We start from the raw sequence: 25,910 nt of genomic DNA, 5'->3' as shown, positions 1-25,910 counted from the left end.
GGCTCACGTCTGTCGGCCCGACCAGGCGAGCACCTCACGCCCCGGCGCCCTCGATCTTCTGCGCGGCGAACACGGCATCGAGGAGGCCGGGGAAGCGGGCGTCCAGGTCATCCTTGCGCAGGGTATTCATGATCTTCGTGCCCTCATATTCCTGGCGGATCACTCCCGCTTCGCGCAGGGTGCGGAAGTGGTAGGTCGCCGTGGACTTCGACACCGGCAGCTCGAAGGTCGCGCACGCATGATCGCCGAACGCGTCGTTGAGCTTGCAGGCGACGGTGCGGCGAACCGGGTCGGCAAGTGCGGCCAGCACGGTGTCGAGTCTCATCTCGCCCCGGCTGGGGTGTTCCAATGTGCGCATCAGGAGTCTCCCGTCTCGCCCTCGTGTCGGTCAGCGACGGTGTCCGCTGCCGAAGCAGCCGCCGGTCGCTGGTGATGTTGTGTCCCTCAATTGTACGAAATATTTGGTAGTACGAAATTCCTCGTAGTACAGTGCGAACGCGAAGTACGAAGAATCTCATACTTCCGAACGACCATTCTTGACGAAAACACGAGGGGCTATGTCTCATCTGCTGTTCGAACCGCTCACGCTGCGCGGACTGACCTTCCGCAACCGGATCTGGGTACCGCCCATGTGCCAATACTCCGTCGAGACTCTTGACGGAGTCCCGGCACCCTGGCACACCGTCCACTACGGTGCCATGGCCAGGGGAGGGGCGGGCGCCGTCATCGTCGAAGCCACCGGAGTCACCCCGGAGGCGCGGATCTCGGCCAAGGACCTGGGCCTGTGGAATGACGAGCAGCGGGATGCCTTCGTGCCCATCGTCGACTTCCTCCATTCGCAGGGCGCTGCCGCGGGCATCCAGCTCGCCCACGCCGGCCGCAAGGCCTCGACCTATCCGGAGTGGGGGACCGACCACGACGGCAGCCTGCCCGTCGACGAGGGTGGCTGGCAGACCGTGGCTCCGTCCGCGCTGGCCTTCGAGGGCCTTGCCGAACCGCGTGCCCTCACCGAGGCAGACATCACCGAGGTGGTCGCGGCCTTCCGATCTTCGGCGCGCCGGGCGATCGAAGCCGGGTTCGACTTCGTCGAGATCCACGCCGCACACGGATACCTCCTCCACGAGTTCCTGTCACCGCTGAGCAACACTCGCACCGATTCCTACGGCGGAACCTTGGAGAACCGGGCCCGTCTGCTGCTCAAGATCGTCGATGCCGCCCGCGCCGAGGTGGGCGAAGAGGTTCCCGTGTTCGTGCGCCTGTCCGCGACGGACTGGACCGAGGGCGGTCTCACGCTCGAGGACACGGTCGAGGTCGCCACGTGGCTAAAGGGACATGGCGTCGACCTCATCGACGTCTCCTCGGGCGGCAATGTGATGGCGACGATTCCGGTCGGCCCCGGCTACCAGACGACCCTGGCCGCAGGCGTGAGCGAGGGATCGGGCCTGCCGACCGCCGCGGTTGGCCTCATCAGCGAACCGTTCCAGGGTGAGCACATCCTGGCCCCAGGTCAGGCCGATGCGATTCTTGTGGGCCGCGAATACCTGCGCGATCCGAACTTCGCTCTCCGGGCTGCCGATGCCCTGCGCTTCGACATCGACTACCGGCCGGCTCAGTACTACCGCGCCTACAAGTGAGCCGCCGCCAGAGAGCCCGGTGCTCTGAACAGGCACGGCGCCGGTTGATCGCTAGCCGAGCTTTCTGGCGCAGCGCGGGCGCGAAAGGCCGACGGTCACAGACATTTCCTCTCAGACCGCCCATCCACGTGAGTTCCCGGAACAGACAATGAAGCACGATTCTCAGGCGGCGACCTACTCAAGCCCGCTGTTAACAGTCGTGCGCTCCTATACAGGATCAAAATTCACCTGCTCTTTACGGTGGACCAAGTTGGAAACAGAACCTGAGTAGTCAACCCAATCCGCCTGTCGGGCGCCGATGATTCTGCAATGGTCGAGCGAGTAGCCTCCCTCGAGAGTTGGGTACGGGAAAGGCTATTTGAGCTAGAGGACCGCAGTCATGCTGAACGGGTGAGGTCCAGTAATCGCACCAGTAAGATGAGACTATGGACCGGTCGGAGGAAACTCGAGTTGGCAGGACAGGCTTGTCGAACGACGCTGAAAACAGAGGACAGAGTCGACCGTGGTTGGATGACAATGATCAGCTCGAATCTATCTTAGGGATAGGTAAAGACGAAAAGCATGTATTTCACGAGTTCTGGGCGGATATAGAACACTATTTACCGTTTGCAGAAGAAGAAATAGAAATTATAATCGGAGATTTAAGGCGAAAGTATCCAGTTTCGAAGTCGAAGCTGAAGGCTCCAGAGGCCCACCAGTATCTCAGTGCCCTAAGGCTGAAGCTCATTGAATCTGTACAGCCTTATATTCAACAGCTTAGTCCGTCTACATGGCTCTGGTATTTGAGACGGATTGACCCTTCCGTTGTATATGGGGTCTTAACTACCACGCCCATTAACGTTATGCGGGTTGCGGAGAACATCTCGATGTATGCAAAGCGGTCATTTTTAAATGATCAGATTCGCACGGAGACGCCATTCAGTTTCAGAATGGACGCGAGTAATGCTCGTAGGGTATCTCGGCTCATTGCCATCGCTGAGAATGTGAATTTGTTGGAGAATCATATAAGGCGGGCGGCGAAGGGGCAGACGTTTGATTTTAAGACGGAAGGTCAGCCCGTCGTCGTCGAAGATGAGGGACTAGAAAATGCGCTAAGCGTTTTTGATGCTCGGACCGCCGAAGGTAATGCGATTGTATGGCATCCCAGCATTGAATACTACGGAATCTCGGAACCGCCCAGACTTAATAGAATCTTAGCAATTGCGACTAGGGACGTTCACGGGTGGGGTGAAAGAACTGGTTGGGTTCGGATTTCCGACAACATTGATCTCGTTGAAGTTTATGGGCAATTTGATTTACGCCTCTCAGCTCTTAGTGAAACTAAGACCTCTATAGACCTTGCAGGCTCCGCAGCAGGGATGAGAGAACCGCGAGTGGCCGCGTGTCTTGTAGCGTTGTCAAATGCGGTTGCTCGTTACGTATTTACTATGCCGCATGTCGGCGCGGTGGTCCCTGCTGCTGGTTATGTGATAATTCACCATGATGATCTAATTGAATATTTGCGAGTTGCTCTCGAGGATACTCCTTGGGCTCCTCTGAAGGAGATCTGGTCAAGTATCGGACCGAAAGACGTTATAAAAACCCTCAAGCGCCATCCACTGGCTGGGCATGCAAGTAAGAATGGGTCGATTATAAGGTCGTGCCTGGTGGGGCATATGGTCGATCTCTTTAGTTTATCGTGTGAAATTTTCGAAGTTCTCAGAGTGGATTCTCAGTATGGGGGTGATTGGGTAAACGCCGGCGCGTTCGATTTTGAGCTTGCAGTACAGAGGGTGATTGATGCTTCGCATGCTCGGCCGTCTTCTGGGGTGTCGAATGTGCGGGGATTGACCTTGCTTGGACCGGATGGGCCAATCACTGATATTGACGCGGTGATGGAAATCGATTCAATTCTGATCATAGTGAGTTGCAAGAAGGTTGAGAGCTCCCAGGACTTCGACAGAGGCGTGCATCAGCGTATTAGGAACAACGAGTCGACAATTGTCTCTGCGCTTAAAGAGTGGGAGAAAGTTGTCGACTATCTGCGCACTTCACCTATTGGTTCCAACTATGATTTCAGTAGGTTTGACGATATTTTAGGTATAGTTATCTCGCCAGGGACTGTGTTCTTGAACGAGGTTGAGCCTTTAGAGCAATCTGACGCTTTGCCGCGTGGTCTGCGAAGCCATATGTCCTATAGTGAATTGGTGTCTGCTCTGATTAAGACTCCTTGAGGCGCTGTTTCAATAGTCACGTATGACCGCCCAGCCACAGTCCGAGTCCGGCCGCGGCGGTGGCGAAGACCAGCGTGCCGATTCCGCTGAGCAGGCTCGACCCCCATTTCCGTTCCTCGATGAGCTGCACGGTCTCGAAACTCGCCGTCGAGAACGTCGTATAGCCGCCGAGGAATCCGGCACCGAGCACGAGATGCCAGCCGGCGGGCAGCAGGTTCGCACCGGCCAACCCCGTCAGCAGCCCGAGCACAAGCGACCCCGAGACATTGATGAGCAGCGTGGACCACGGTGTCGACCGCGGACTCCACACCTTGAATGCCCCATCGAAGAGCATGCGCGCCACGGCTCCGAAACCCCCGGCCGCGGCGATGGCGATGAACAGCAGCGGACTCATTCTGCACCCCCGTCAGGCCCCGATCGCCGGATCACCGACGCTGCAGCGATTCCGGCCCAGGTGGCCAGTCCGCCGATGACGACAGTGGCCAGTCCGTAGAGAAGACCAGCACCCACCCGACCATCGCCGAGGAGGCTCGCCGCATCCGTGGCCAGTGCACTGTAGGTGGTGAAACCGCCCATGAAACCGGTTCCGACCAGGATCCGCATCTTCTGCCGCATCCCCACATCGGGTCCCAGCCGCGACAGTCCGGACAAGAGGAGACCCAGGCAGAACGCACCGAGGACATTGATCGCGAAGATGGCGACGGGGATGCCGCCTGCATCAGGCACGGCGAGGCTGATCGCCTCACGTGCCGCAGTGCCGAGGCTGCCGCCGATGAGGGCAAGCCCCAAATAGGGCAGACGCAGATGAAGGGGACGGGCTTCGGCCATGGATTCTCCTACCTTTCGGGCATGCTGACGCCGGTCGAGGTAGGGACTGTTGTCGAACGCGGACCGGCGTGGTCCGCAGCCGAGTTTGGGTCCGGTGAGCCCCACCACCGTGACGGTCGACCGTCACGGCCATTCTGCCACAGACGACGGACACGGCTTTCGCCGGTGGTGGCGGGGAAGCCGCCGACGATCACCGAGGTGGCACGGTTGCGACGGGCCGCCTCGGCGAGCGGGTCGACGACGTCAGCGTTCGGAGCGGTACCGGTCGACGGCGCGGCGGAGGCGCTCGAGTCCGTCGTCGATGCGGTCGGGGGCGGCCGAGGCGAAGCACAGGCGCAGGGCGTTCGCAAAGTGCCCGGCCGGCGAGAACGCGGGACCGGGGATGTAGGCGACGCCCTCCTCGAGCGCGGTGGTCATCAGTTCCTCGGTGTTGATGGATTCGTCCTCGAAGGTCACCCATAGGAAGAACCCGCCATCGGGATCGGTGGCACGGATCTCTGAAGGGAAGAGCCTCTCGAGTCCTTCCGACATGGCGATCTTGCGTTCGCGATAGGCCTCGCGCAGGGTCGTCACATGAACGTCGGCACCGCCTTCTGCCAACCAGCGGGCGATGAGGTGCTGGTTGGGCACGGGTGCGCAGGAGTCCATCGTCTGTTTGGCGTTGACGGCGAGCTCGCGGACCTCGGGATCGACGTCGATCCAGCCCACCCGCAGGCCCGGGGCGACGAACTTCGAGAACGTGCGCACCCCGAAGATGAGGGGATCGTTCGGGCTGAGGTCGCTCAGCGCCGGCAGGGACTGACCTTCGAAGCGCAGCATCCCGTACGGGTTGTCCTCGATGATGACCGACCGGTGGCGGTGGGCGAACTCGAGGAGGCGTTCGCGACGCGGCAGAGACATCGTCACTCCGGCCGGGTTCTGGAACGTTGGGACGGTGTATACGACCTTCGGTGCGCGACCGGTGCGCTTCGTGTGCTCCTCGAGAACGTCGATCTGCATGCCTTCTTCGTCGACGGGGATCTCGAGGATCTCCGACTCATAGCTCATGGCCGTCGCCGAACCGTTGGTATAGGTCGGCGACTCACACGCGACGAGGTCACCTGGGGTGACGAAGAGCTTGAACCCGAGGTCCAGCCCCTGCATGCCGCCGGAGGTGATGAGGAGGCGGTCACGGTTTCCCTGCTGTTCGGGCGGGATCTGTTCGGTCGCGGTGAGGTAGTCGTGGAGGTTGTCGATGAGGACAGGCTCGCCCTTCGTCTCCCCGTACGTGAAGTTCTCCGGGGAGAAGACTTGCGCGGCGATGCGGGCGAAGTCCGCGGCCGGGAGCATGTCCGGGGCCGGTGCCCCCATGCCGAACTTGACGATGTCGTGGTCGTATTGGGCCAGCACTGTGGTGGAGGCGTCGATGACGGATCCGACGAGTTGGTCACGGCGGCGAGCGTAGGGCAGCGCAGTGGTCTGCGACTGGTTCTGCGAAGCACTCGTGGCCGGATGCATTGACGTGGTGGACATGAGCGACCTCCTCTGAGCGGTGATGCCCTGAAGTCGACTGCTCCGGCGACGTTCAGAAGGCTCCTGCCCGAACGACGGGTTACGTGGGTCACTTCAGCATAGGTCCGGGTGACCCGCCGGACAAGGATGCGGATCACAGGAGCGTGCGGGCGAGTCGGGATCAGCCCTGAGTATGATGTGAGCCCAGCGGTGCGGAACTAACATGGCGGGCATGAGCAATCGATCGATCCGGACCGCGGGCGACCGGCCGGAGCCACAGCAGCGCACCCCCGACCGATTCGACCGCGTCCGTCGCTTTGTCGCCGCCCGTCCCTGGATCGTCGACACTCTGCTCTGGGCTCTGCCGATCACCTATCTGACCATCATCTTCACGCTCAGCCAGGCCGAGCGGAGCGAGATCGCCCTGGTGCCCATCGCCGTGCAGGTCGTAATCGTCTTAGTCCAGACGCTGCCGCTGGGCCTGCGACGCACCGCCCCGCTGCTGAGCTCCTCGCTCATCGCCGTCGGCTGCCTGCTGACCGTGCTCACGATGATGGGACCGACGTTCGGAATCGTCGCCGTGCCGCTCACCGTGTATTCGACGACGGCGTGGGGGACGAAGAACCACGGTCGCATCGTGCTCGTCCTGGGCCTCCTCGGCGCGCTCTTGCTCGGTGGGTGGCTCTACCTCGTGTCTCTGCGGGCGACGATCGGGGTGAACCCGCGCCCCTTGGCCTTCGGCGAATACGTGCTGGTGGTCGTCATCGTGGCGCTGTGTGCCTCGATCGTGCTCATCGCCTGGCTGGTGGGCGGAGTCGGATTCAGACGCCGCCGTGAGATCCAGGGCATCCGAGAGCGCAACCGGCTGCTGGAACGCGAACGAGAGTCCGAGACCCGGCTGGCCGCCGATGCCGAGCGCATGCGCATCGCCCGCGAGATGCATGACGTCATCGCCCATTCCCTGTCCGTCGTCATCGCCCAGGCCGACGGAGGCCGCTATGCGGCGAAGACCGATCCGACCGTTGCGGCCGGAGCCCTCGAGACCATCGCACACACCGGACGGGAAGCCCTGGCGCAGACGCGGTCGCTGCTCGGCTTCCTCCGCGCCGACGAGGATGACGAGCGCTCATCGTCGCCGCTGCCAGGCATCGCTGACATCGGCTCCCTCGTCGCTGATGTGCGATCGGCGGGGCTCCCGGTCTCGGTGACCGGGCTGGATGAAGTCGATCGGGGCCGTCTGCCCGAAGGAGCATCGCTGGCCGTGTACCGCATCGTCCAGGAAGCACTGACGAATGTGCTCAAACATGCCGGGGACGGTGCTCGGGCACATGTCGAGCTGCTGGCCGAGGACGCAGACCTCTTCGCCCGCATCAGCGACAACGGTACCGGAGACGCGAACGGGCGCGACAACGGGGAACCGAGCGGGCGCGGCCACGGCATCGTCGGCATGCAGGAACGCGTCGCGCTCTACGGCGGCACGCTCACCGCCCGACGGATCCGTTCGACGGGAATGAGCGACCGGCCGGAGGGGCGCACCGATGCGAAGCCCGGGTTCTCTTCCGGTGCGGTCACCGGAAGCGCCTTCGGTTCGACGACGGGCTTCCTCGTCGAGGCCCGACTGCCGCTGTCCGACCCAGAGCCCACAACCGGTCCCCGGCCCGAACTCGAGCCCACGAATTCTCGCGGCTCGCTCGTCCGCGCCGATCATGGAGAGACACGGTCCGTCGAAGGCCGAGAGACCGACGAGGTCGGACAATCATCCGAGACGGGAAAGAGCAGGTCCACCGAGGTCGAGGAGAGCAGCCGATGAGCGCCGACGACGGGGCGACCGCGCACGGTCAGGCGGACGCGCGGGGAAGCGGGCCGCTTCGTGTCGTGCTCGTCGACGACCAGGCCCTCGTGAGGGCGGGCTTCGCCATGGTCATCGACTCCCAACCGGATCTCACCGTCGTCGGACAGGCCGGCGACGGTGCGACAGGTCTCGACATCGTCAGACAGGACGAACCCGATGTTGTGCTCATGGACGTTCGGATGCCCCGTGTCGACGGCATCGAAGCGACCCAGCAGATACTGGCTCTCGCCGACGCCGGGACGATTTGTCCCCCGAGGATCATCGTGCTGACCACCTTCGACGATGACGACTACGCCCTGCGCGCGCTGCGAGCCGGTGCGTCAGGATTCCTACTCAAGGACACCCTGCCCGAGGCGCTCCTCGAGTCGATCCGCACCGTCGTCGACGGCGGCGCCGTCATCGCTCCCACCACGACCAAAAGGCTGCTCGAGACCCGACTCCTGCCCCACCTCGGCGAGGAGGATCCGCCGCAAGCCGAGTCCACCCCGGCGGCACCGGCCCACATTGATGCGGCCGCTGCACGCCGGTTGGAGTCCCTGACCCAGCGAGAGACCGAGGTCCTCGTCCTCATCGCCACCGGGCTGAGCAACACCGAAATCGGCGAACGGCTCTACCTCGCTCAACCGACTGTGAAGACCCACGTCGGGCGGATCCTCATGAAGCTCGAGGCCCGCGACAGAGTGCAGGCCGTCGTCCTCGCCTTTGAGGCCGGACTCGTCGGACCCGGTCACTGAGCCGGAAGTCTCTCCCAGATCGCGAGATCATCCTCAGGTATGACAGGTGGGGCACGACCGCCTCGGCGCAAGACCATCCTCAGGTCCGATGTGGGCGGGTGGGTCCGGCGACGAAGCTGGAGGCATGAACACATCAGCGACACACACCGATGCCCATCCGTCTCCGAATCCCGCACCGAGGCTGGCCATCCAAGCCATCGGGCTGTACAAGACCTACGGCAAAGGGGACGCGCAGGTCAGACCGCTCGATGACCTCAGCCTCGACATCGAAGCCGAACGCTTCACTGCCATCATGGGGCCGTCCGGTTCGGGAAAGTCGACGCTGCTCAACATGCTCGCCGGACTCGATACCCCGGACTCGGGCGAGGTCTTCATCGGGCGCACGGCGATCTCCCGGCTGGGCGACCGCAAGCTCACGGCGCTGCGCCGCGACCGCATCGGCTTCGTCTTCCAATCCTTCAACCTCGTGCCCGCAATGAGCGCCGAGGAGAACATCCTGCTGCCCTTGCAGCTGTCGGGACAGAAGACCGATGGTCGCATCTTCGACCGCATGGTCGATCTGCTCGGCCTGCGCGAACGTCTGGGTCACCGACCGCACGAGCTCTCCGGCGGACAGCAGCAGAGAGTCGCCGTCGCTCGGGCACTCGTCGCCCAACCCGATGTGCTCGTCGCCGACGAACCCACCGGCAACCTCGACTCGAACTCCGGTGAAGAGGTCCTGAACATCCTGCGCGCCTCGGTCGATGAGCTCGGCCAGACCGTCGTCATGGTCACCCACGATCCCCGGGCTGCTTCCCGAGCCGACCGCGTGGTGCTGCTCGCCGACGGTCGCCTCGCCGGTGAGCTCGCCCACCCGGATCCGGAATCCGTATCGACCGCACTGATGAATGTCACCGCGTCCACGGCAAGGCCGGCGGCCGCCTCCGCGCCAGCAGCCGCGCACGCGCCGACAGACGGAGGTGCTCGATGATCCGCATCGCCTGGTCCAACCTCCGCAGCGCCTCAGGGCGTCTGAGCGCGGCGATGATCGCGATCGCCGTGTCCGTGGCCTTCATCGTCGCGGCCCTCCTGTTCTCCCAAGCCTTCGGCGACACCCTGCGCAATCAGGTCCGCGCCGAATGGGCCGGAGCCGATGTCGCCGTCACCGCGACCCAACCAGATGACCCGGCCGCCGCGGCCGCCGCGGCCGATGAGGACTCCCCGCTTTCTGCTTCCATGGCAAAGACGGTGGCCGACGTCGACGGGGCCGAGAGCGCCCAGCTCACCGAATCCGCCTTCGTCGGGGTCTCGTCCGGAGCCGCCTCGGTGACGGGATCGGCCACGAACCTCCCGCAGGGACAGGTGGACACTGTCTCCGGCTCCGTCCCGGACTCCGATGACGAACTCATGCTCCGCGAAGCCGACGCGAAGACCCTGGGAGCAGACGTCGGCGACACCATTACGCTGAGCAAATTCGACGGGGCGCAAGGGGCCGCCGACGATGGCCCGAGCTTCACCGTCTCGGGCATCATGCCCGGCTCCTCGGCCGCGGGAATGAACCTCTACCTCACCGACGGCGGGTTGAAGAACGTCCCGGGTGAGCTCATGCCCGACTCCATCCGCATCGTCGCCGATGACGGAACCGATCGCACGGCCCTCGCCGAGGCGGTCGAAACCGCGCTCGCCGACGACGAAGCCGACGTTGAGGTCCAAACCGTCGACCAGGTCGTCGACGAACGGATCGAATCGCTGTCGAAGACCTCCGACATGCTCTCGACCGTCGGCATCGCCTTCGGGCTGCTGGCCGCGGGAGTCGCAGCACTGGTCATCTCGAACACGTTCAACGTCCTCGTCGCCTCCCGCACCCGAGTGCTCGCGCTCTTCCGCGCCATCGGCGCCTCACGCACCCAGGTGCGCGGGGCCGCAGTGATGGAGAGTCTCAGCCTCGGAATCGTCGGTTCCGTGATCGGCGTCGGACTCGGACTCCTCATCGGCTGGGGACTGTCGGCCGTAGCCCGTGCGCTGTGGATGCCCGAATTCGCCCAGATGTCCCCATCCGCCTCGGCCATCGTCGTCGGACCGATCGTCGGCATCCTCGTCACCCTCGCCGCGGGACTCATCCCCGCCATCCGCGCCTCACGAGTCTCTCCGATCGAAGCGCTCCGCCCGGTCGATGTGCCCGCCGCGGCTCCGCGTATCCGGTGGGTGCGGCTGACGCTGTCGCTGATCCTCGGCATCGGCGGAATCGGACTGTGCCTGCTCGGCACGACCAGCCAGTCCGTGTTCTTCGGCATCGTCGGCTGCTTCGCGCTCTTCGTCGCCCTCCTCATCGGTGCGAAGGTCTTCGTACCGCCGTTGGTGGCGCTGTTCGCCGGCGTGGTCGGGCTCGTCACTCGGCGCTCGCCGGCGGTGAAGCTGGCCGGACGCTCGGCCAGCACCGCGGGCGGACGCACCGCCTCGACGACGGGGGCTCTGCTCATCGGCATCACCCTCGTCACGGCCGTGGTCGTCGGTTCGGCGAGCCTGCAGCGGACCCTCGAGCTCGCCACCGCCGAGGACACTCCGGTCGACCTCGTGGTCTCCGCTGCAGGTCAGGGCGGTGCCGACGAGGCGAAGATCGGCTCCGTGCTCGATGATTCGCCGATCGTCGAGAACCGCGTGAACGTCCCGGCCCCCACCGCAGAGGTGAACATCGGCGGGACCGAGGGGTCCGGTGATGTGGCGATCACCAGCGCCGAGGCGGCCGCCGACTCCTCGGTGATGCGCAGTCACGGATACGACGTCGATGAGGGCACGATCGTCATCGACCCGAGGTCGGTGGGACTCGAGGAGGCGGACACCGAAGTCGACGGACAGACTGCGATCGTCCGCCTCGGCGGGCAGGATCTCGATCTCACGATCGAAACCTCCGTCGACGTCCCCGCGGGGACGGCCCTGGTCAGCGGCGCCGATGCGAAGACCCTCGACGCGGCGGCCGGCAACGATGTGGCCGAACAGACCTGGGCGAAGATCGCCGATGACGCGTCGAGCTCACAGATCGAGGCCCTGACCTCCGAACTCGATGCCGTCGGAGCTCAAGTTGATGACGCTGCGGCGCAGAATCGTGCGCAGTTCGCCTCGCTGTTCCAGGTCGCACTGAGCGTGGTGCTCGGACTTCTGGCGGCTGCCGTGGTCATCGCCGTGATCGGCGTGAGCAACACACTCACGCTCTCGGTCATCGAACGACGTCGGGAAGGTGCGCTACTGCGCGCGCTGGGATTCACCCGGGCGGCGATGTCGCGGATGATCACGATCGAATCGCTGCTCATGACGCTCATCGCACTCGCCGTCGGAGCCGCGGTAGGCACGTTCTTCGGCTGGGTCGGAACAGCATCGCTGATGCCCGCCTCGGCGGATCCGGTGCTGTCCGTGCCGTGGGTGCAGGTCGGGCTGATCGGGGTTGCGGCGGTGCTCGCGGCCGTGCTCGCTTCGGCGATACCGGCCCGGTCGATGTCGAGGATCGCTCCGGCCAAGGGGATGAGCATGGAGTGAGTCCGGGTTCGGGAATCCGTTTTCGGGTCTCGGTGCGGCCGCGGGTGGGAGGCTTTCGTCTCCTGCCCGCGGCCGCCTTCGTGAGGGACAGCGCCCGATGGCGGCCGTGTCGGTGTGACCCAGTAGACTTAGCGCGTAATGCAATCCCCCTCTCACTTCGAGGTGAAGTACTCTCATGCCAGCAATCGTTGTCGTCGGCGCTCAATGGGGCGACGAAGGTAAAGGTAAGACCACCGACATCCTCGGCACCAGCGTCGACTACGTGGTCAAGCCCAATGGTGGGAACAACGCCGGCCACACGGTTGTCGTCGGGGGAGAGAAGTACGAACTCAAGCTGCTGCCCGCCGGAATCCTGTCACCGAACGTCACTCCGGTCATCGGCAACGGCGTCGTCGTCAACCTCGAGGCGCTCTTCGATGAGATCGACGCACTCGAATCCCGCGGTGCGGACACCTCGAAGCTGCGGATCTCGGCCAACGCCCACCTCGTGGCTCCGTACCACCAGACCTTGGACAAAGTGACCGAACGGTTCCTCGGCAAGCGGGCGATCGGCACCACCGGCCGCGGCATCGGACCGGCCTATATGGACAAGATCGGGCGTTTGGGCATCCGCGTCCAGGACATCTTCGACGAGTCCATCCTGCGCCAGAAGATCGAAGGATCGCTGCGGCAGAAAAATGAGCTGCTCGTCAAGGTCTACAACCGCCGGGCAGTGTCGGTCGAAGAGATCGTCGAATACTTCGAACCCTTCATCGAACGTCTGCGCCCCTATGTCGCCGAGACGGAGCTCATGCTCAACGAGGCGCTCGACCGGGGTGAGGTCGTCGTCATGGAGGGCGGTCAGGCGACCATGCTCGACGTCGACCACGGCACCTACCCGTTCGTCACCTCGTCGAACCCGACCGCCGGCGGATCCTGTGTGGGCACGGGCATCGGACCGACCCGGATCAACCGCGTCGTCGGCATCGTCAAGGCCTATACGACCCGTGTGGGTGCCGGTCCGTTCCCGACCGAACTCTTCGACGACATGGGCGAATACCTGCAGAAGGCCGGCGGCGAGTTCGGAGTCAACACCGGACGGCCCCGCCGCTGCGGCTGGTACGACGCGGTCATCGCCCGCTACGCGGCACGGACCAACGGCTTCACCGACTACGTGCTGACCAAGCTCGACGTGCTCACCGGCATCGACCGGATCCCCGTCTGCGTCGCCTACGACGTCGACGGAGTGCGCCAGGACGAGATGCCGGTGTCCCAGACCGAGTTCCACCACGCGAAGCCGATCTTCGAATACTTCGACGGCTGGACCGAGGACATCACGAAGGCCCGGACCTTCGACGACCTGCCGGAGAACGCGCAGAAGTACGTGCTCGCGCTCGAGGAGCTCTCGGGCTGTCGGATGTCGGTCATCGGCGTCGGACCCGACCGCGAGCAGTCCATCGTGCGCCACGACCTGCTGGACTGAGCAGGTTCCCGGGAGCATCTCGGATCGAATCAATTGGCGCAGGGCGGAACTGACAGTGCGTCGGCTCCGCCCTTCGGCATCTGCCCGATGGGTGGGAACACCCGTCTGGGCGCTCAGGCTGCTTGTCTCATTCTCGCAGGATTCATTGAGGCTTGAGGCCGTGCCGGACATAGAGATGGCTGCGACGTTCCGGAGCGCCGACCGTCGTTGGGAAAGCCTGAGGCCGGTTGCGACCTGGTCAGGGCCTGAACCGTCAGCAGGGAGCACATTGTTACACGCATCCACGGACCGATTTTCCGCCCACTCCGGCCAATGTCTTGGCTACTTCGATGGAATGCCGTCGGTACCACCGACCCGTTCCCGGGAGTCTCAGGTTCCTTCCACCGACCTCACATCACGTACGACCACAAAGCTCTATCTGTGAACGGCCAGAAGTCGATACCCACGCACCGCGATATGAAGCGAGAGTTGCTTATCGCTTTGATCAAACGTTTCTCCGATAAGTTCGCTGATGCGAGCCATCCGATGATGGACCGTACGTCGATCAACGTGCAGAACCTGCGCCATTTCATTTCTTCGACCCACGCAGTCGAAGTAGGCCTCCAGAGTCAGGAGCAATGAAGTCTGTGCCCGTTCGTCGTAGTCAAGGATGGGTTCAAGCTCCTGTTCGACTAACCGATTGAGAGTGCCGTCCTCATTGAGTTTGAGTAGGGCACGTTGCAAGACCAAGCGTTCTGCCCAGTAGAGGCCAGCTCCCTGTCCAGACTCTTGTGCATATAGGACTGCCTCATTAGCTTCTTTCCGAGCACGAACTAAGTGCACACTGCTCGACTGCCCGCTGGCACCGATGATGGCCATTGTTTTCTCATTTTCGACCCAGGCTCCCAAGGATTCGAGACTTCCATCATCGGCTACTAGCGCGACCACCATATCGTCCAAATAGCCAACTACCGCACCAGGCCCCAATGCATCGCGAAAGTCTTCGCCCAACGCCTGAAGAGCACCGAACCGACGGCGCTCGTTCGCAATCGCGCGATTCTCATTAACAGAGTCGATCGGCGCAGCGAGAACGACCCGCAGGCTCTGAAAAGGATCGAGACCCAGCCAATGTAGGCGCCGCTGCAAATCATTGGCTGATGATTTGGTCGTCGTGATCAGCTCGTGGATGATTTCGCTGCGATAATCAGTTCCCACAGAGTTGAGGTTCTGCTGCACAGCGTGCGAAAGACCTAACGATATCGCCGCCTGATCAAGGACACGGAACAGCAAGTCATTCGGCTCCCAGTCCCCCAGAAGCACATGCAAACAACCCCAAATTTCTCCTCGAAAGACGATGGCGCGATGTAGGCAACGGCCTCCGTCTTGCATGGTCACACAAGCACCTTTGCTGCCGCTTAGATCGTGATCATGTTTGGTATGTCTGCGCCAGTCGTAACCGGCTGTGTCGCCGGGATCATTGCGAGGCGACACGAACTCAAGAAAGTGGTTGGGCCCGGTAAGAGCCACTGGGTGGCTGAGCGCGCTAGCAACCTCATCCAAGGCTTCTTGCAAGCCGCCACCGGCCATCATTAGTCGGGCGAGTCGGCGGCTAAATTCCTCCACTCGCATAGAAGCATCGTGTTGACTACCGATGATGACTGAGTGCACGGCCCGAGTGATCTCAATGAAGTAGGCAGGCCGTTGCATGTGTATCAAAGGCAAACTGCACGCCGCGGCCTGCTCGACAATGGCAGCTGGCACCTCGTCAAGGACATGACCGCGCTCGATGGCAACGCCGGAGACCCCCGCATCCGCTAAGGCTTGAACCCAGGCCCGTTGACGTCGGGGAGTGCGTGGTATGCCGCGGCCCTGCGTCAGTAGTAGTTCTCCGCCATCAAAAATATGCGCCAGACTCTCCATTTCGCAGATATGCACCCAGACGACGGCGTTGTCAAGTGACTCGCCTCCCACCAGCACTTCAGCTTGCGCTTGGAGTAACGGTTCAAACTGCAAAATCTCATCCAGAGTCAACACTTATTCTCCTTTCCCAATGCGGACACCCGCTGGCGGAACGTGTCCCATTTGAGACATTGTGTACCGCTCTGAAGTCGACTTAGATGGTTCACTGTCGAAGAAATTCAAGGAAGAAATTCATGGACTGGAGCCCAATGAGCAACGAGAAAAATCTCCATGCGGATGTTCTGATTATAGGGGGCGGGCTTGTCGGACTGGCGGCCTCGCATTCTCTGGCCAGGGCAGGCGCCAAGGTGATTTGTGTAGATTCCGGCCACTTCGGAGAGCATCAATCCTCTCAGAACTGGGGGTTCGTTCGGCAGCAGGGTCGCGGATTGGGCGAGCTTGATCTCATGATCGAAGCCAACAAGCGCTGGCAAGAACTCAGCGATCTCCTGGAGCAGGAAGTGTCTTGGGAGAAAGGTGGAAACCTTGCAGTCTTCGATACCCCAGACGAAGAAGAGAGCTACCGACAGTGGATGCGGGAGGGACGCAGCCGCGGTATCGATACCAACTACTTGGACCTTGACGGCATCAAGCAGCACATTCCGAACTGGAAACGTTCTGTACGCGGCGGAATCTTTGCCGGTGAGGACGGCCACGCAGACCCGCAAACCGTGGTCGCCGCCTACATTGCTGCATGTAGAGAAGTCGGTGTCCAACTTCTGGCCGATACCCCAGTACGAACCTTGTTACGTCGCGGCAGCACCATCATTGGTGCCCAGACCGAAGCCGGAATACTCCAGGCGGGAACTACGGTCGTCGCGGCCGGCGCCTGGTCTCGACAATTGCTGAGCACTGCTGGCATCGATCTGCCACAGAACTACGTGGTTGGTTCGGTCGCCCTGACCACTCCGGTGGCACCGCTGACTAATGCCACCGTATGGGGAGGGGGCTTCTCCTTCCGACAGCGCCGCGACGGTCGGTTCGTCTGTTCGGTCGGCGGCGGCGGCGTGGTACGACTCAATACGGACTCGATCCTGCAAGCACCACTATTTCTCTCTGCCTTTCGCAAGAATTGGCGCCGTTTCGCATTGCGACCGGGCATACGACCAGCCAAGGATCTCAACGCTGTGATTCGTGGAGGACAGACGATTCGTGAGATCGGACCTCCTGCGGCTCGCGTTCGCACGAGTGAACCGATCCGAGCGCTCAAACAGCTACAACAGACTTTGACGGGGACGGAAAACGCTCGTTTGCAAGATTCCTGGGCCGGTGTCATCGATTCCACCCCGGACACTCTGCCGGTCATAGACGCGCAAGGCGGCCCCGACGGCCTCGTAATAGCTACCGGGTTCAGCGGCCACGGTTACGGTCTGGTACCAGCATTGGGTCCAATCATCTGCGACCTCGTCTTGCGTAGCCAGTCATCATTCGATCTCAGCAACTTTCGCCTTGACAGGTTCAACGCCGGAGCATTCAAAGCTCCGAATGCCGTCTTGTGACGCACTCAACTCAGCACTCTTCAGCAGCACCAAATGCTGGTGACCAAATAGAAAGAAGGCAGCCGATGTCTATATCTCCCATTGAAGTGACTATCGACCCCGTCCTTCAAGAAGTAGTGCGCTATCGCCTCACCGCCATCGCCGATGAAATGGAACACACCCTGCTGCGAGTCGCCTATTCTTCCATCGTCAAAGAAGGACTCGACGCGTCAGCCGGCATCTTCGATAAGGACGGGCGCAACATCGCGCAAGCAGCAGCGATTCCGATTCACCTGGGATGTATGATCCCCGCAGTTGAGCGCATAGTTGCAGACTTTCCTCCCGAGACCATCAACCCGGGAGACATCTATATCCTGAACGACCCTTACGCTGGCGGTACCCACCTTCCTGATATCGCCATCATTAAGCCAATTTTCTTGTCTCATGAACTCTTCGGCTTCGCCGTGACCATGTCCCACCATCAAGAAGTCGGTGGCAAGACGCCCGGTAGTCTGCCCACGGATGCTACTGAAATCTTCCAGGAAGGATTGCAACTACCACCGATGAAACTCGTCGACGCCGGGCAACCCGTCGACCAAGTATTTAAGATCTTGGAACGCAACGTGCGGACCCCGAACGTCGTGTTGGGTGATCTCCGGGCTCAACTGGCCGCATGCAAAGTCGGTGACGAAAAACTCCAGGAGCTCAATGAGACCCTACCGCTCAATGATCTGCGCGCTGCGATCGACGGTCTGATCCGGCAGGCTGACATCCTCACCCGAAACCGGCTAACACAAATGCCCGATGGCAAATACACCTTCACAGATTACATGGACGACGACGGTGTTGACGTCGGCCAACAGATCGCGATTACTGCCACCGTCGAAATCCACGGTGACAGCCTGACAATCGACTTCACTGGCACCAGCCCGCAGGTGCGCGGCCCATTCAACTGTGTTCCCGCGTCCTCGATCGCCGCGACGTACTATGTGTTGCGAGCAGTCATTGGCGACGATGTGCCCAACAATAGCGGTTGCTACCAATCATTGACTCTGCGTCTTCCCGAAGGCACCATCGTCAACCCTCACCGCCCTGCGCCTGTGAACTCCCGCACCGCGACCGTCCGGCGTATTGGTGACACACTACTTGGCTGTTTTACGCAGATCGTTCCCGACGAGGCTCCGGCCGCATCTTGCGGGCAACTGCTGGTCATGAACTTCGCTGGTCGCACCGAAGACGGTGGTTATTTTGTCAGTAGCGAACTCGGCGTGGGTGGCATGGGCGGCCGCCTGGGCCTTGACGGCATAGACGCCGTCGAAACCGATGCCACAAACTGTATGAACGTCCCAGCCGAGACGCTGGAATTGGAAGCCCCTATTCAGGTCATGGACTGGTCGCTCACCACGGACAGCGCAGGCCCCGGACGATGGCGTGGCGGACTTGGCACCTCTAAGACTTTCAAGGTCCTAAGCGATGACATCGTGGCGAACTATCGAGGAGAGCGCCACACTACCGCTCCGTGGGGTGCGCAAGGCGGAATGGCAGCCGCACACACATCAGCACAAATCAGCCGAGCCAACGGCACAGTTGAGCAGTTGAGATCGAAACAGATGTTGGATTTACATACCGGCGATGAACTCACAATCCACCTCTCCGGAGGTGGGGGTTACGGCGATCCACTGTCACGGAGCGCGGAGGATGTTGCTCGCGATGCGCGAAACAGCCGCGTTAGTCGCCTGATTGCCCACGATGTATACGGGGTGGTTCTCAACGACGACGGCACGGTCAGTAAAGAATCAACCCTTCGCCTACGGAGCGAGATGAACACGACAACGACGGGAGAGATGGAATGAGCACGTGGGTTGGCATTGACGTTGGCGGTACTTTCACCGATGTCGTGGTCTACGCCGAGAACGGCGCAAGAATGACCACCACCAAAGTACAAAGCACTCCGGAAGATCCATCGATTGCATTCATGAACGGTCTGCAGACGGGCCTACAGAAAGCCGGTTCCACTCCGCAAGAAGTAAGTCGTTTGGTGCACGGCTCGACAGTGGGAATTAATGCATTCCTGCAGCGGCGAGGAGCCCGGGTCGGTGTCATTTGCACAACCGGATTCGCCGATACTCTGGCAATAGGCCGGGCGAAGAGGAAGCGGATGTACGATTTCCGGCTAGATTATCAGACCCCCATTTTCCTCGCACAGCGCCAGGACACCGTGGAAATTGCCACCAGGCTCAATCCACAGGGACAGCTCACCGCATCTTCGAGTCAGGCCGAGATTGATGAGGCAGTCGACTATCTAGTCAATGACCAGGGTGTTGACTCTATTGCGCTCAATCTACTGTTCTCCTATACGGCACCGAAGGTTGAGCAGGACATCGCCGCCCGAATCAATGCGAGATATCCCCACATCTACGTAAGTTGCTCGTCAGTCATTGACCCCCGAGTGCGCGAATACGAACGGTTGGTCGTCACCGCTCTAGATGCCTATATCAGACCACTGGTGTCACGTTATGTTCAAAAACTGCGCGCCAAGCTCACTGACTTCGACGTGCACCAGCCCCTGTACATGATGGAATCTCACGGCGGCATCATCGATGCCGAGCTGCTCGAAGAAGCCGCTGTATCCGTGCTGATGTCGGGACTGGCCGGCGGTGCCATTGGCGCAGCTAAGGTAGGCGGGGTGCTAGGTGAGCGCAATCTTTTGTCCGTAGATATGGGTGGCACGAGCACGGATGTCATCCTGATTGACAACGGGGCGTCCGCTCTCAGCGATGAGGGCGCAGTCGGAAGCTTCGATGTTCGTCTCCCCAGTGTCGACGTACATACCGTCGGGGCCGGTGGAGGCTCGATCGGCGAACTCGATATCTCGGGAGGACTCAAAGTCGGCCCGGAAAGCGCTGGGGCTGACCCCGGCCCAGCGTGTTACGGACACGGTGGAACGTTGCCCACCGTCACCGATGCGAACGTAGTCCTCGGCTACTTGCCGAATGAGGAATTGGCTGATGGTTCAATGTCGCTTTCCAGGGAGCTAGCTGAAGAAGCGATCTCAAAGAAAATAGCCGAACCGTTAGGAAAGACTACAGCCGAGGCCGCCTGGGCCATCCATCGTGTCGCAGTTGCTGGTATGGCCAACGCAGCACGGGTCGTTTCAATCAAACGAGGTATCGATGTTCGCGACTATGCGCTCTTCCCTTGCGGTGGTGCCGGCCCGATGCATGCATGCGGAATCGCTGATGAACTCGGTATTGACACCATCATCATCCCACCATTCCCAGGGGTGCTTTCGGCCTATGGACTACTGGCTTCAGACACTGTGACAAATGTATGGAAGACCTGGCATACCAGGTTGGTCCACGACGAGCTGACACTGCTACATGCCGAGCTGGCTAGAGCAATTAGCGAGGCACAGGACCAGACAGACTGTAAGGCAGCGGACTCCGAAGAAGTCGTGACCTCGGTGACTCTGAGCATGCGTTACCTAGGGCAATCGCATGAGCTTGATCTGCCAATCGACATCGATCCGATCCTCAACGCAGAGGCTCCTGCGAGCCTTCGTTCAGATTTCGATGAGATGCATTTCGACAGATACGGCCAACTCGATGACCGCAGCGAGTGCGAGATCACAGGATACAAGATCGCCGTCACTGGCTATCGACCAGTGCCTCCACCCAGTGGCGAGAATTTCGACGACAGCGCTGCCACCGAGACCTCGGCGCCGTTCTGGGACCCTGCAAAAAATAGTTACGTCAAAGCGAGGATCATTAACAGATCCGCTTTTACGGAGTCTATTGCAGGGCCTGCGGTCATCGAACAAGCGGACACCACTATCGTTGTCCAATCCGGGTGGGAAGCTCATCTTGCAAATCACGGAAGCATCAAAATTTCCAAAATCGCCGTCAGCTCGTCACTCAATGTTGAGACCGAAGCTACGGGCGGAACACGCACAAGTGCAGAGGACCATCAGTTGCTATGAAAGAATCAATACGGGACGATACCCATTTTCTCCCTGACCAGAAGAAGCGAATTGCCGCTGGGGCCATAGGCAACTCGTTAGAGTACGTGGACTGGGCTCTCTACGGCCTACTGGCTCCGGTCTTTGCTTCCCAGTTCTTCCCCGAAGGGGACCCCATTGCAGCACTACTCGGGACACTGGTCATTTACGCCGTCGGGTTTGTGATGCGACCGCTGGGCGGTGCAATGCTCGGCTCCCTGGGCGATCGCATTGGCCGCAAAGTGGGGCTTGCGATTTCTGTCCTCATTATGTCTGGTGGCAGCGTCTTGATTGCTGTTACGCCTACATATTCGATCATTGGTCTAGCCGCTCCCTTGATCCTGCTCATTGGCCGATTGGCCCAGGGGTTTGCTGCTGGCGGCGAATACGGCACCTCGATGACATACATGGTGGAGTCAGCACCAGCAAAGCGCAGGGGCCTGAGTGGATCATTCCAGCAGGTATCAATTTCGTTGGGCATTCTGCTGGCCAGCGTTATCGCAGGCATCCTCACTGTCGCCCTCGATGATCAGCAGATGAGCTCCTTCGGCTGGCGCATAGGTTTTCTTGCTGTTGCCGCCTTGGGTTTCGCGGCCTATCTATATCGACGTAACGTTGGAGAGTCCGAGACTTTCGAGGAAATGAGGCAAGAGCAGGAAGTGATCAAAGCTCCTGTGAAGATGCTTTTCACCGAGCACTTTAAATCTGTACTCTGGGTGATCTTCATTGCTTCACCGATTTCTCTGTTGCATTACATTTGGGTCACCTACCTGCCGTCTTACGCCTCTACAACCTACGGGTATGCTCTAGAAACAGTTCTCATGGCGCAAACCTTAGCTACAGTATTACTCGTTGTAGTCTTGCCGCTGTTCGGTTACCTGTCCGACCGTGTCGGGCGTAAGCCACTGCTACTTTTTGCCACCATCGGTAGCGTATGCCTGTCATGGCCAGCTTTCACGCTAATCGGCAACGGTTTGGTGGCCTACTTCCTGACACAGTTCACCATGGTTCTTATCCTGGCCCCCTATCTGGCAGTACTTACGTCGGTATTGGTGGAACATGTTCCGGCCCGCGTCCGTTCGACCGGTATCGGTCTGCCCTACGCCATCGCGGTGGCGCTGTTTGGTGGCACTGCACCATTGTTCATCACAGCTATCGCAGAGGGTGGTCATCTCAATCTGGTGTGGATCTATCCGACTGCTGTAGCCATGCTCGGTGCTACAGCTTTTCTGTTTATACGGGAGACGAGCTTCGCACCATTGGGAGCGATGGCTGTTTCAAAAAAGATAACGAAACCACTAAAACGATAGAATGCATCGCCCCGGGGATAATAGAGGCAGGGAGATTGGAAGAAGGAGATTCTCTCTTGCCAGTGGAATACACCGACGAGCTCAAGGCTGGTGCCGTCGAACTCGTCATCCACGCCCAGGCCGATCTGGACACCGCGAACGGGGCGATCACTCGTGTCGCCGGCGAGCTCGGTGTGAGTAAAGAGACGTTGCGAGTCTGGGTGCGTAAGCGTGAAGACTCCGGCAAGGCCACACCAGCTGAGTCAGTCGATTTGGAAGCGGAGAACCGTCGGCTGCGGGCTGAGTTGGCTGAAGCGAAGAGGGCCAACGAGATTCTGAAGAGAGCCTCGGCTTTCTTCGCGGCGGAGCTCGACCGCCCATCGAAGTGATCGTCGCCTTCACCGACGACAATCGTCACGAGTTCGGAGTCGAGCCAATCGTGCGCGCCCTATCCGGGACTGTTGCACGGATTGTTGTGAGCTCGTATTACGCGTTCAAGAAACGCGAACTATCAGCCAGGGCCCGTCGGGACCAGGCGCTGATGGTGGTCATCCAGGAGGTCTATGGGGCGAACTATTCCTGTTACGGGGTGCGGAAGGTGTGGAAGGCGATCAACTGTAGAGAACAGGTTTTCGTTAGCACGCGTGTAATGAAATATACAAAGCTCTGAGATCGATTGTCCCGGAAGTGGTGAGATTCAGTGTCTACGATGTCGCGAGGTTACACACCACTTCGTTCCACGTGCGCTACCGATTGCTGCTTCTCTACACAAACGAGAGGAATTTAAACGCTGGAACTTGGTCGAGTGGTGCTTCAACCGATTCACGTAGTTTCGCGACCTGGCGACTCGCTATGCCTAACGTGCCGCTTACTCCACCAGCGAGATTATCCTCGCCGGCCCTGTCCTCCGACTCAGATGACACTTACATCACACGTGAAAGGGCATGTCCTTCTATTTGAGATTGTGGAGCCGTCGGGCTGGATAATCGACTACACAGCATCGTCATCAAGTCGTTACTGAAGAGTAGTCGGCGCGAATCGGACCTCTTCTTCCCCTGAACGCCGGCAAGCGAAGCTGCTGCGTAGCGGAGCCGTAACGTCGTCTAGCGTTCGTTTCCCTACGTCTAGCATTGGCGCATCTCAGCAATGCGGTATGGCAAACTTCCGACAGCGAACGTATCCAGAGGCTTACGGGATCACGTCGTCCTTGACGTGGCTGTGCCGATGAAGGAGACATGCCCTAGACACCGAGTATTCACTGATGAGCAGTGGGCGAGAATCAAACCTCTTCTGCCCTCGAATGCCGGTAAGAGAGCCCGACCGTTTGAGAACAACCGTCGAATCGTCGAGGGAATCGTGTACCGATATCGTGCCGGCATCGACTGGCGCGACCTGCCTCGTGAGCACTTCGGTCCCTGGCAGACGGTATGGAAACGTCACCGCCGCTACGCCGCTGACGGCACCTGGGACCGAGTCCTGGCCAACGTGCTTTCTGATGCTGATGCTGCCGGTGACATCGATTGGAACGTCTCCGTCGATGGCACCATCAATCGTGCTCACCAGCACGCGACGAACACGACGCGCCCCGATCAGGACATAGGGGGCTACGTCGAATTACAAGAATCTGCCCGATTCGGAGTGTGAACCGGCCGGGTACGGCATCGGTCGCTCACGTGGTGGGCTGACGACGAAGATCCATCATGCCGTCGACGGTAAGGGTCGGCCTTTAGCTGTCGTGGTCACCGGCGGACAGCGACATGACGGGGTGATTTTGCCGCAGGTCCTGGCTGACATTCGAGTACCGCGGGTCGGCGGTGGTCGTCCTCGCACGTGTCCGGACGCTGTTCTGGCGGATCGTGCTTATGGGTCCAAAAGCAACCGCGAATACCTGCGTTCCCGCGGCATCCGAGCGGTGATCCCGGAGAAGAAAGACCAGATCGCGACTCGTAAGAAGCGCGGCAGGAATGGTGGGCGACCGCCGGCGTTCGACGCCGGTGTCTACCGGAACCGCAACGTCGTTGAGCGTTCGTTTGCCTACGTCAAGCAATGGCGGGGGTTAGCGACGAGATACGACAAGCTCGCGATCACCTATCGGGCGGCAGTCGTGATCAGCGCGATCCTGACATGGCTCCGCCAATAAAGGAGACATACCCTAGTCGCGCAGCTTGCGAATGGACTCGATGGCGCCGTCGTAGGCGGCGGCGATGTCGACGAGGTCGATCCGGTCCGGCAGGTCGCCGGAGGGCTGATGGCGCAACAGGAACTCCACAGCCGCGCGAGCAGTGGCTTCATCATTGCCCAAGACGCCGTCGGAGGCCTCTTCGGCATCTGCGAACATCAGGACGATCTCATCGGTTCCTGCCGCCGTGTGGATGCTGGCCAGGAACTCTCCCGTGTCCTGCATCTCGACGTCGATCTTCTCTTCAGCCATTCCGACCTCCCAATGCTCGGTACACGCGGTTCGGCCCACGCGACGGCGCGGCCCACTCAGCTGCGTCGGTTCGCTCTTTTCAGCATAGACCCGACGAACAGCCCCTTGGGAAGCAGTGCAGAAGCTGGCATCGTTGCAGGCAACACAGGCAACACAGGCAACGCAGGCAACACAGGCAACATCGCCACGGAGGAGGACGCGCACAGTGACACAGAACCGTCTGCAGGAAGCCGCCTATCAAGGTGCCGCACTCGACGTCGACCGGGACTTCTACTCACAGATCGGTGACCACACACAGTCACGAGAAATCGTCGACGAGGTCACCATCCCCATCCGCTCGGGACAGGCGTGGGAGGTCCCTGCCGGCCATGTCTGCCGCATCTCCACCGTCGACGGCCCACAGGTCGGCGACCTCAACCTGTGGAACCGCCACGACCCAAGGGAACGATTCTGGGCGGCACGGACCCGGCAGCTGCAAGCCGCCCATGTCTCGACCTTCGACCGTCTGTGGTCGACGCTGCCGTTCCTGCGGCCCATGGCCACGATCGTCGGTGACACCCTGGCCGACTACGGCACCGACCCGGAAGGCGGTCGGCTGCATGACACCCTGGGCACCCGATGCGATCCTTATGTGTCGCAGATGCTGAGCGGCGTGGACTTCGACTACCACTGCCATTCCAACCTCGTCCGCGCGATCCTGCCGTACGGGCTCACCGAATTCGACGTCCACGATGTGCTCAACGTCTTCCAATGCACAGGACTGAACGACCGCGACGAATACTTCATGAAGACCTGCCCTGCGCGACCAGGAGACTACTTCGAGTTCTTCGCCGAGCAGGACCTGCTCGCGGCACTGTCGACCTGCCCCGGAGGCGACCTCTCTGCGCCTATGTTCGGGGACGGCTCGTCAGACCCGGTGGAGAACTGCCACCCTTTGAACGTCACTGTCTATCGGCTGCCCGAGCGCCTCCTCGGCGAGTGGACCGAACCGACGTCCCCGAACTATCGCGGCGGCCACGGACTCCGTCCCCAGCCGTGGGCCTGAGCGCGGCC

The 25,910-nt window shown here is 60.9% G+C and carries 20 protein-coding genes and 1 other annotated feature; of the genes, 14 read left to right on the top strand and 6 right to left on the bottom strand.

Annotated features, from left to right (window positions below):
- Window positions 1-34: 34 nt before the first annotated feature.
- Window positions 35-358: an ArsR/SmtB family transcription factor gene (locus EB835_RS10430; protein WP_135809406.1), complete on the bottom strand. Its 324-nt coding sequence runs from the start codon at window positions 356-358 to the stop codon at window positions 35-37.
- Between the two features lie 199 nt (window positions 359-557).
- Between EB835_RS10430 and EB835_RS10425 the strand changes: the two genes are divergently transcribed.
- Entirely contained in the window at window positions 558-1,634 is a 1,077-nt protein-coding gene (locus EB835_RS10425) for an NADH:flavin oxidoreductase/NADH oxidase (protein ID WP_135809405.1), read from the top strand.
- 506 nt (window positions 1,635-2,140) lie between these two features.
- A complete protein-coding gene (locus EB835_RS10420; RefSeq protein ID WP_135809404.1) occupies window positions 2,141-3,847 on the top strand; it encodes a hypothetical protein in 1,707 nt (568 codons plus the stop codon).
- 16 nt (window positions 3,848-3,863) lie between these two features.
- Here EB835_RS10420 and crcB read toward each other — a convergent pair whose 3' ends face one another.
- From crcB to EB835_RS10405, 3 genes are all read right to left on the bottom strand, one after another.
- Window positions 3,864-4,241: a fluoride efflux transporter CrcB gene (crcB, locus tag EB835_RS10415; RefSeq protein ID WP_135809403.1), complete on the bottom strand. Its 378-nt coding sequence runs from the start codon at window positions 4,239-4,241 to the stop codon at window positions 3,864-3,866.
- A complete protein-coding gene (locus tag EB835_RS10410) occupies window positions 4,238-4,675 on the bottom strand; it encodes a fluoride efflux transporter FluC (RefSeq protein WP_135809402.1) in 438 nt (145 codons plus the stop codon). The genes crcB and EB835_RS10410 overlap by 4 nt, the downstream gene beginning before the upstream one ends.
- Window positions 4,676-4,918: 243 nt before the next feature.
- A complete protein-coding gene (locus tag EB835_RS10405) occupies window positions 4,919-6,187 on the bottom strand; it encodes an aminotransferase-like domain-containing protein (RefSeq protein ID WP_240688669.1) in 1,269 nt (422 codons plus the stop codon).
- A 211-nt stretch (window positions 6,188-6,398) separates the two neighbouring features.
- Here EB835_RS10405 and EB835_RS10400 point away from each other — a divergent pair, with 211 nt between their 5' ends.
- From EB835_RS10400 to EB835_RS10380, 5 genes are all read left to right on the top strand, one after another.
- Entirely contained in the window at window positions 6,399-7,976 is a 1,578-nt protein-coding gene (locus tag EB835_RS10400; RefSeq protein WP_168216698.1) for a sensor histidine kinase, read from the top strand.
- Entirely contained in the window at window positions 7,973-8,752 is a 780-nt protein-coding gene (locus EB835_RS10395; RefSeq protein ID WP_135809400.1) for a response regulator, read from the top strand. Before EB835_RS10400 ends, EB835_RS10395 begins: the two co-directional genes overlap by 4 nt.
- Before the next feature lie 124 nt (window positions 8,753-8,876).
- Window positions 8,877-9,722, top strand: a complete 846-nt coding sequence (locus tag EB835_RS10390) for an ABC transporter ATP-binding protein (protein ID WP_205749914.1) — start codon at window positions 8,877-8,879, stop codon at window positions 9,720-9,722.
- Window positions 9,719-12,262, top strand: a complete 2,544-nt coding sequence (locus tag EB835_RS10385; RefSeq protein ID WP_135809398.1) for an ABC transporter permease — start codon at window positions 9,719-9,721, stop codon at window positions 12,260-12,262. Before EB835_RS10390 ends, EB835_RS10385 begins: the two co-directional genes overlap by 4 nt.
- 175 nt (window positions 12,263-12,437) lie before the next feature.
- Window positions 12,438-13,724 carry an adenylosuccinate synthase gene (locus EB835_RS10380; RefSeq protein ID WP_135809397.1) on the top strand — a complete coding sequence of 429 codons (1,287 nt, stop codon included), beginning with the start codon at window positions 12,438-12,440 and terminating at the stop codon, window positions 13,722-13,724.
- A 414-nt stretch (window positions 13,725-14,138) separates the two neighbouring features.
- On the opposite strand, the gene EB835_RS10375 is transcribed toward EB835_RS10380, so the two are convergent.
- Window positions 14,139-15,737, bottom strand: coding sequence for a PucR family transcriptional regulator (locus tag EB835_RS10375; RefSeq protein ID WP_135809396.1), 1,599 nt, complete (start codon window positions 15,735-15,737; stop codon window positions 14,139-14,141).
- A gap of 134 nt (window positions 15,738-15,871) precedes the next feature.
- Between EB835_RS10375 and EB835_RS10370 the strand changes: the two genes are divergently transcribed.
- From EB835_RS10370 to EB835_RS10345, 6 genes are all read left to right on the top strand, one after another.
- A complete protein-coding gene (locus EB835_RS10370; RefSeq protein ID WP_168216697.1) occupies window positions 15,872-17,161 on the top strand; it encodes an NAD(P)/FAD-dependent oxidoreductase in 1,290 nt (429 codons plus the stop codon).
- Window positions 17,162-17,226: 65 nt separating this feature from the next.
- Complete coding sequence (locus EB835_RS10365; protein WP_135809394.1) at window positions 17,227-18,993, top strand: hydantoinase B/oxoprolinase family protein; 1,767 nt, start codon at window positions 17,227-17,229, stop codon at window positions 18,991-18,993.
- Window positions 18,990-21,119, top strand: a complete 2,130-nt coding sequence (locus EB835_RS10360) for a hydantoinase/oxoprolinase family protein (RefSeq protein ID WP_135809393.1) — start codon at window positions 18,990-18,992, stop codon at window positions 21,117-21,119. Before EB835_RS10365 ends, EB835_RS10360 begins: the two co-directional genes overlap by 4 nt.
- A complete protein-coding gene (locus EB835_RS10355; RefSeq protein WP_135809392.1) occupies window positions 21,116-22,447 on the top strand; it encodes an MFS transporter in 1,332 nt (443 codons plus the stop codon). Before EB835_RS10360 ends, EB835_RS10355 begins: the two co-directional genes overlap by 4 nt.
- A 62-nt stretch (window positions 22,448-22,509) precedes the next feature.
- Entirely contained in the window at window positions 22,510-22,815 is a 306-nt protein-coding gene (locus EB835_RS20280; protein WP_240688678.1) for a transposase, read from the top strand.
- Window positions 22,776-22,895: a sequence feature (AL1L pseudoknot), on the top strand. (Overlaps the previous gene by 40 nt.)
- 755 nt (window positions 22,896-23,650) lie before the next feature.
- Window positions 23,651-24,566, top strand: a protein-coding gene (locus EB835_RS10345; RefSeq protein ID WP_240688677.1) for an IS5 family transposase whose coding sequence is annotated in 2 segments (ribosomal slippage) — window positions 23,651-24,025 and window positions 24,027-24,566 — 915 coding nt in all. Because the reading frame shifts where the segments join, the coding sequence is not laid out codon by codon here.
- A 12-nt stretch (window positions 24,567-24,578) separates the two neighbouring features.
- Here the strand turns inward: EB835_RS10345 and EB835_RS10340 are convergent.
- Window positions 24,579-24,857, bottom strand: a complete 279-nt coding sequence (locus tag EB835_RS10340; RefSeq protein ID WP_135809390.1) for a hypothetical protein — start codon at window positions 24,855-24,857, stop codon at window positions 24,579-24,581.
- Window positions 24,858-25,062: 205 nt separating this feature from the next.
- Here EB835_RS10340 and EB835_RS10335 point away from each other — a divergent pair, with 205 nt between their 5' ends.
- Complete coding sequence (locus EB835_RS10335; RefSeq protein WP_135809389.1) at window positions 25,063-25,902, top strand: urea carboxylase-associated family protein; 840 nt, start codon at window positions 25,063-25,065, stop codon at window positions 25,900-25,902.
- Window positions 25,903-25,910: the final 8 nt, after the last annotated feature.

It is taken from the genome of Brevibacterium sp. S22 (assembly GCF_004745485.1).
GTDB lineage: Bacteria > Actinomycetota > Actinomycetes > Actinomycetales > Brevibacteriaceae > Brevibacterium.
Note: the sequence above shows the minus strand (reverse complement) of the source record. Positions and strands in the feature narration are given on the sequence as shown.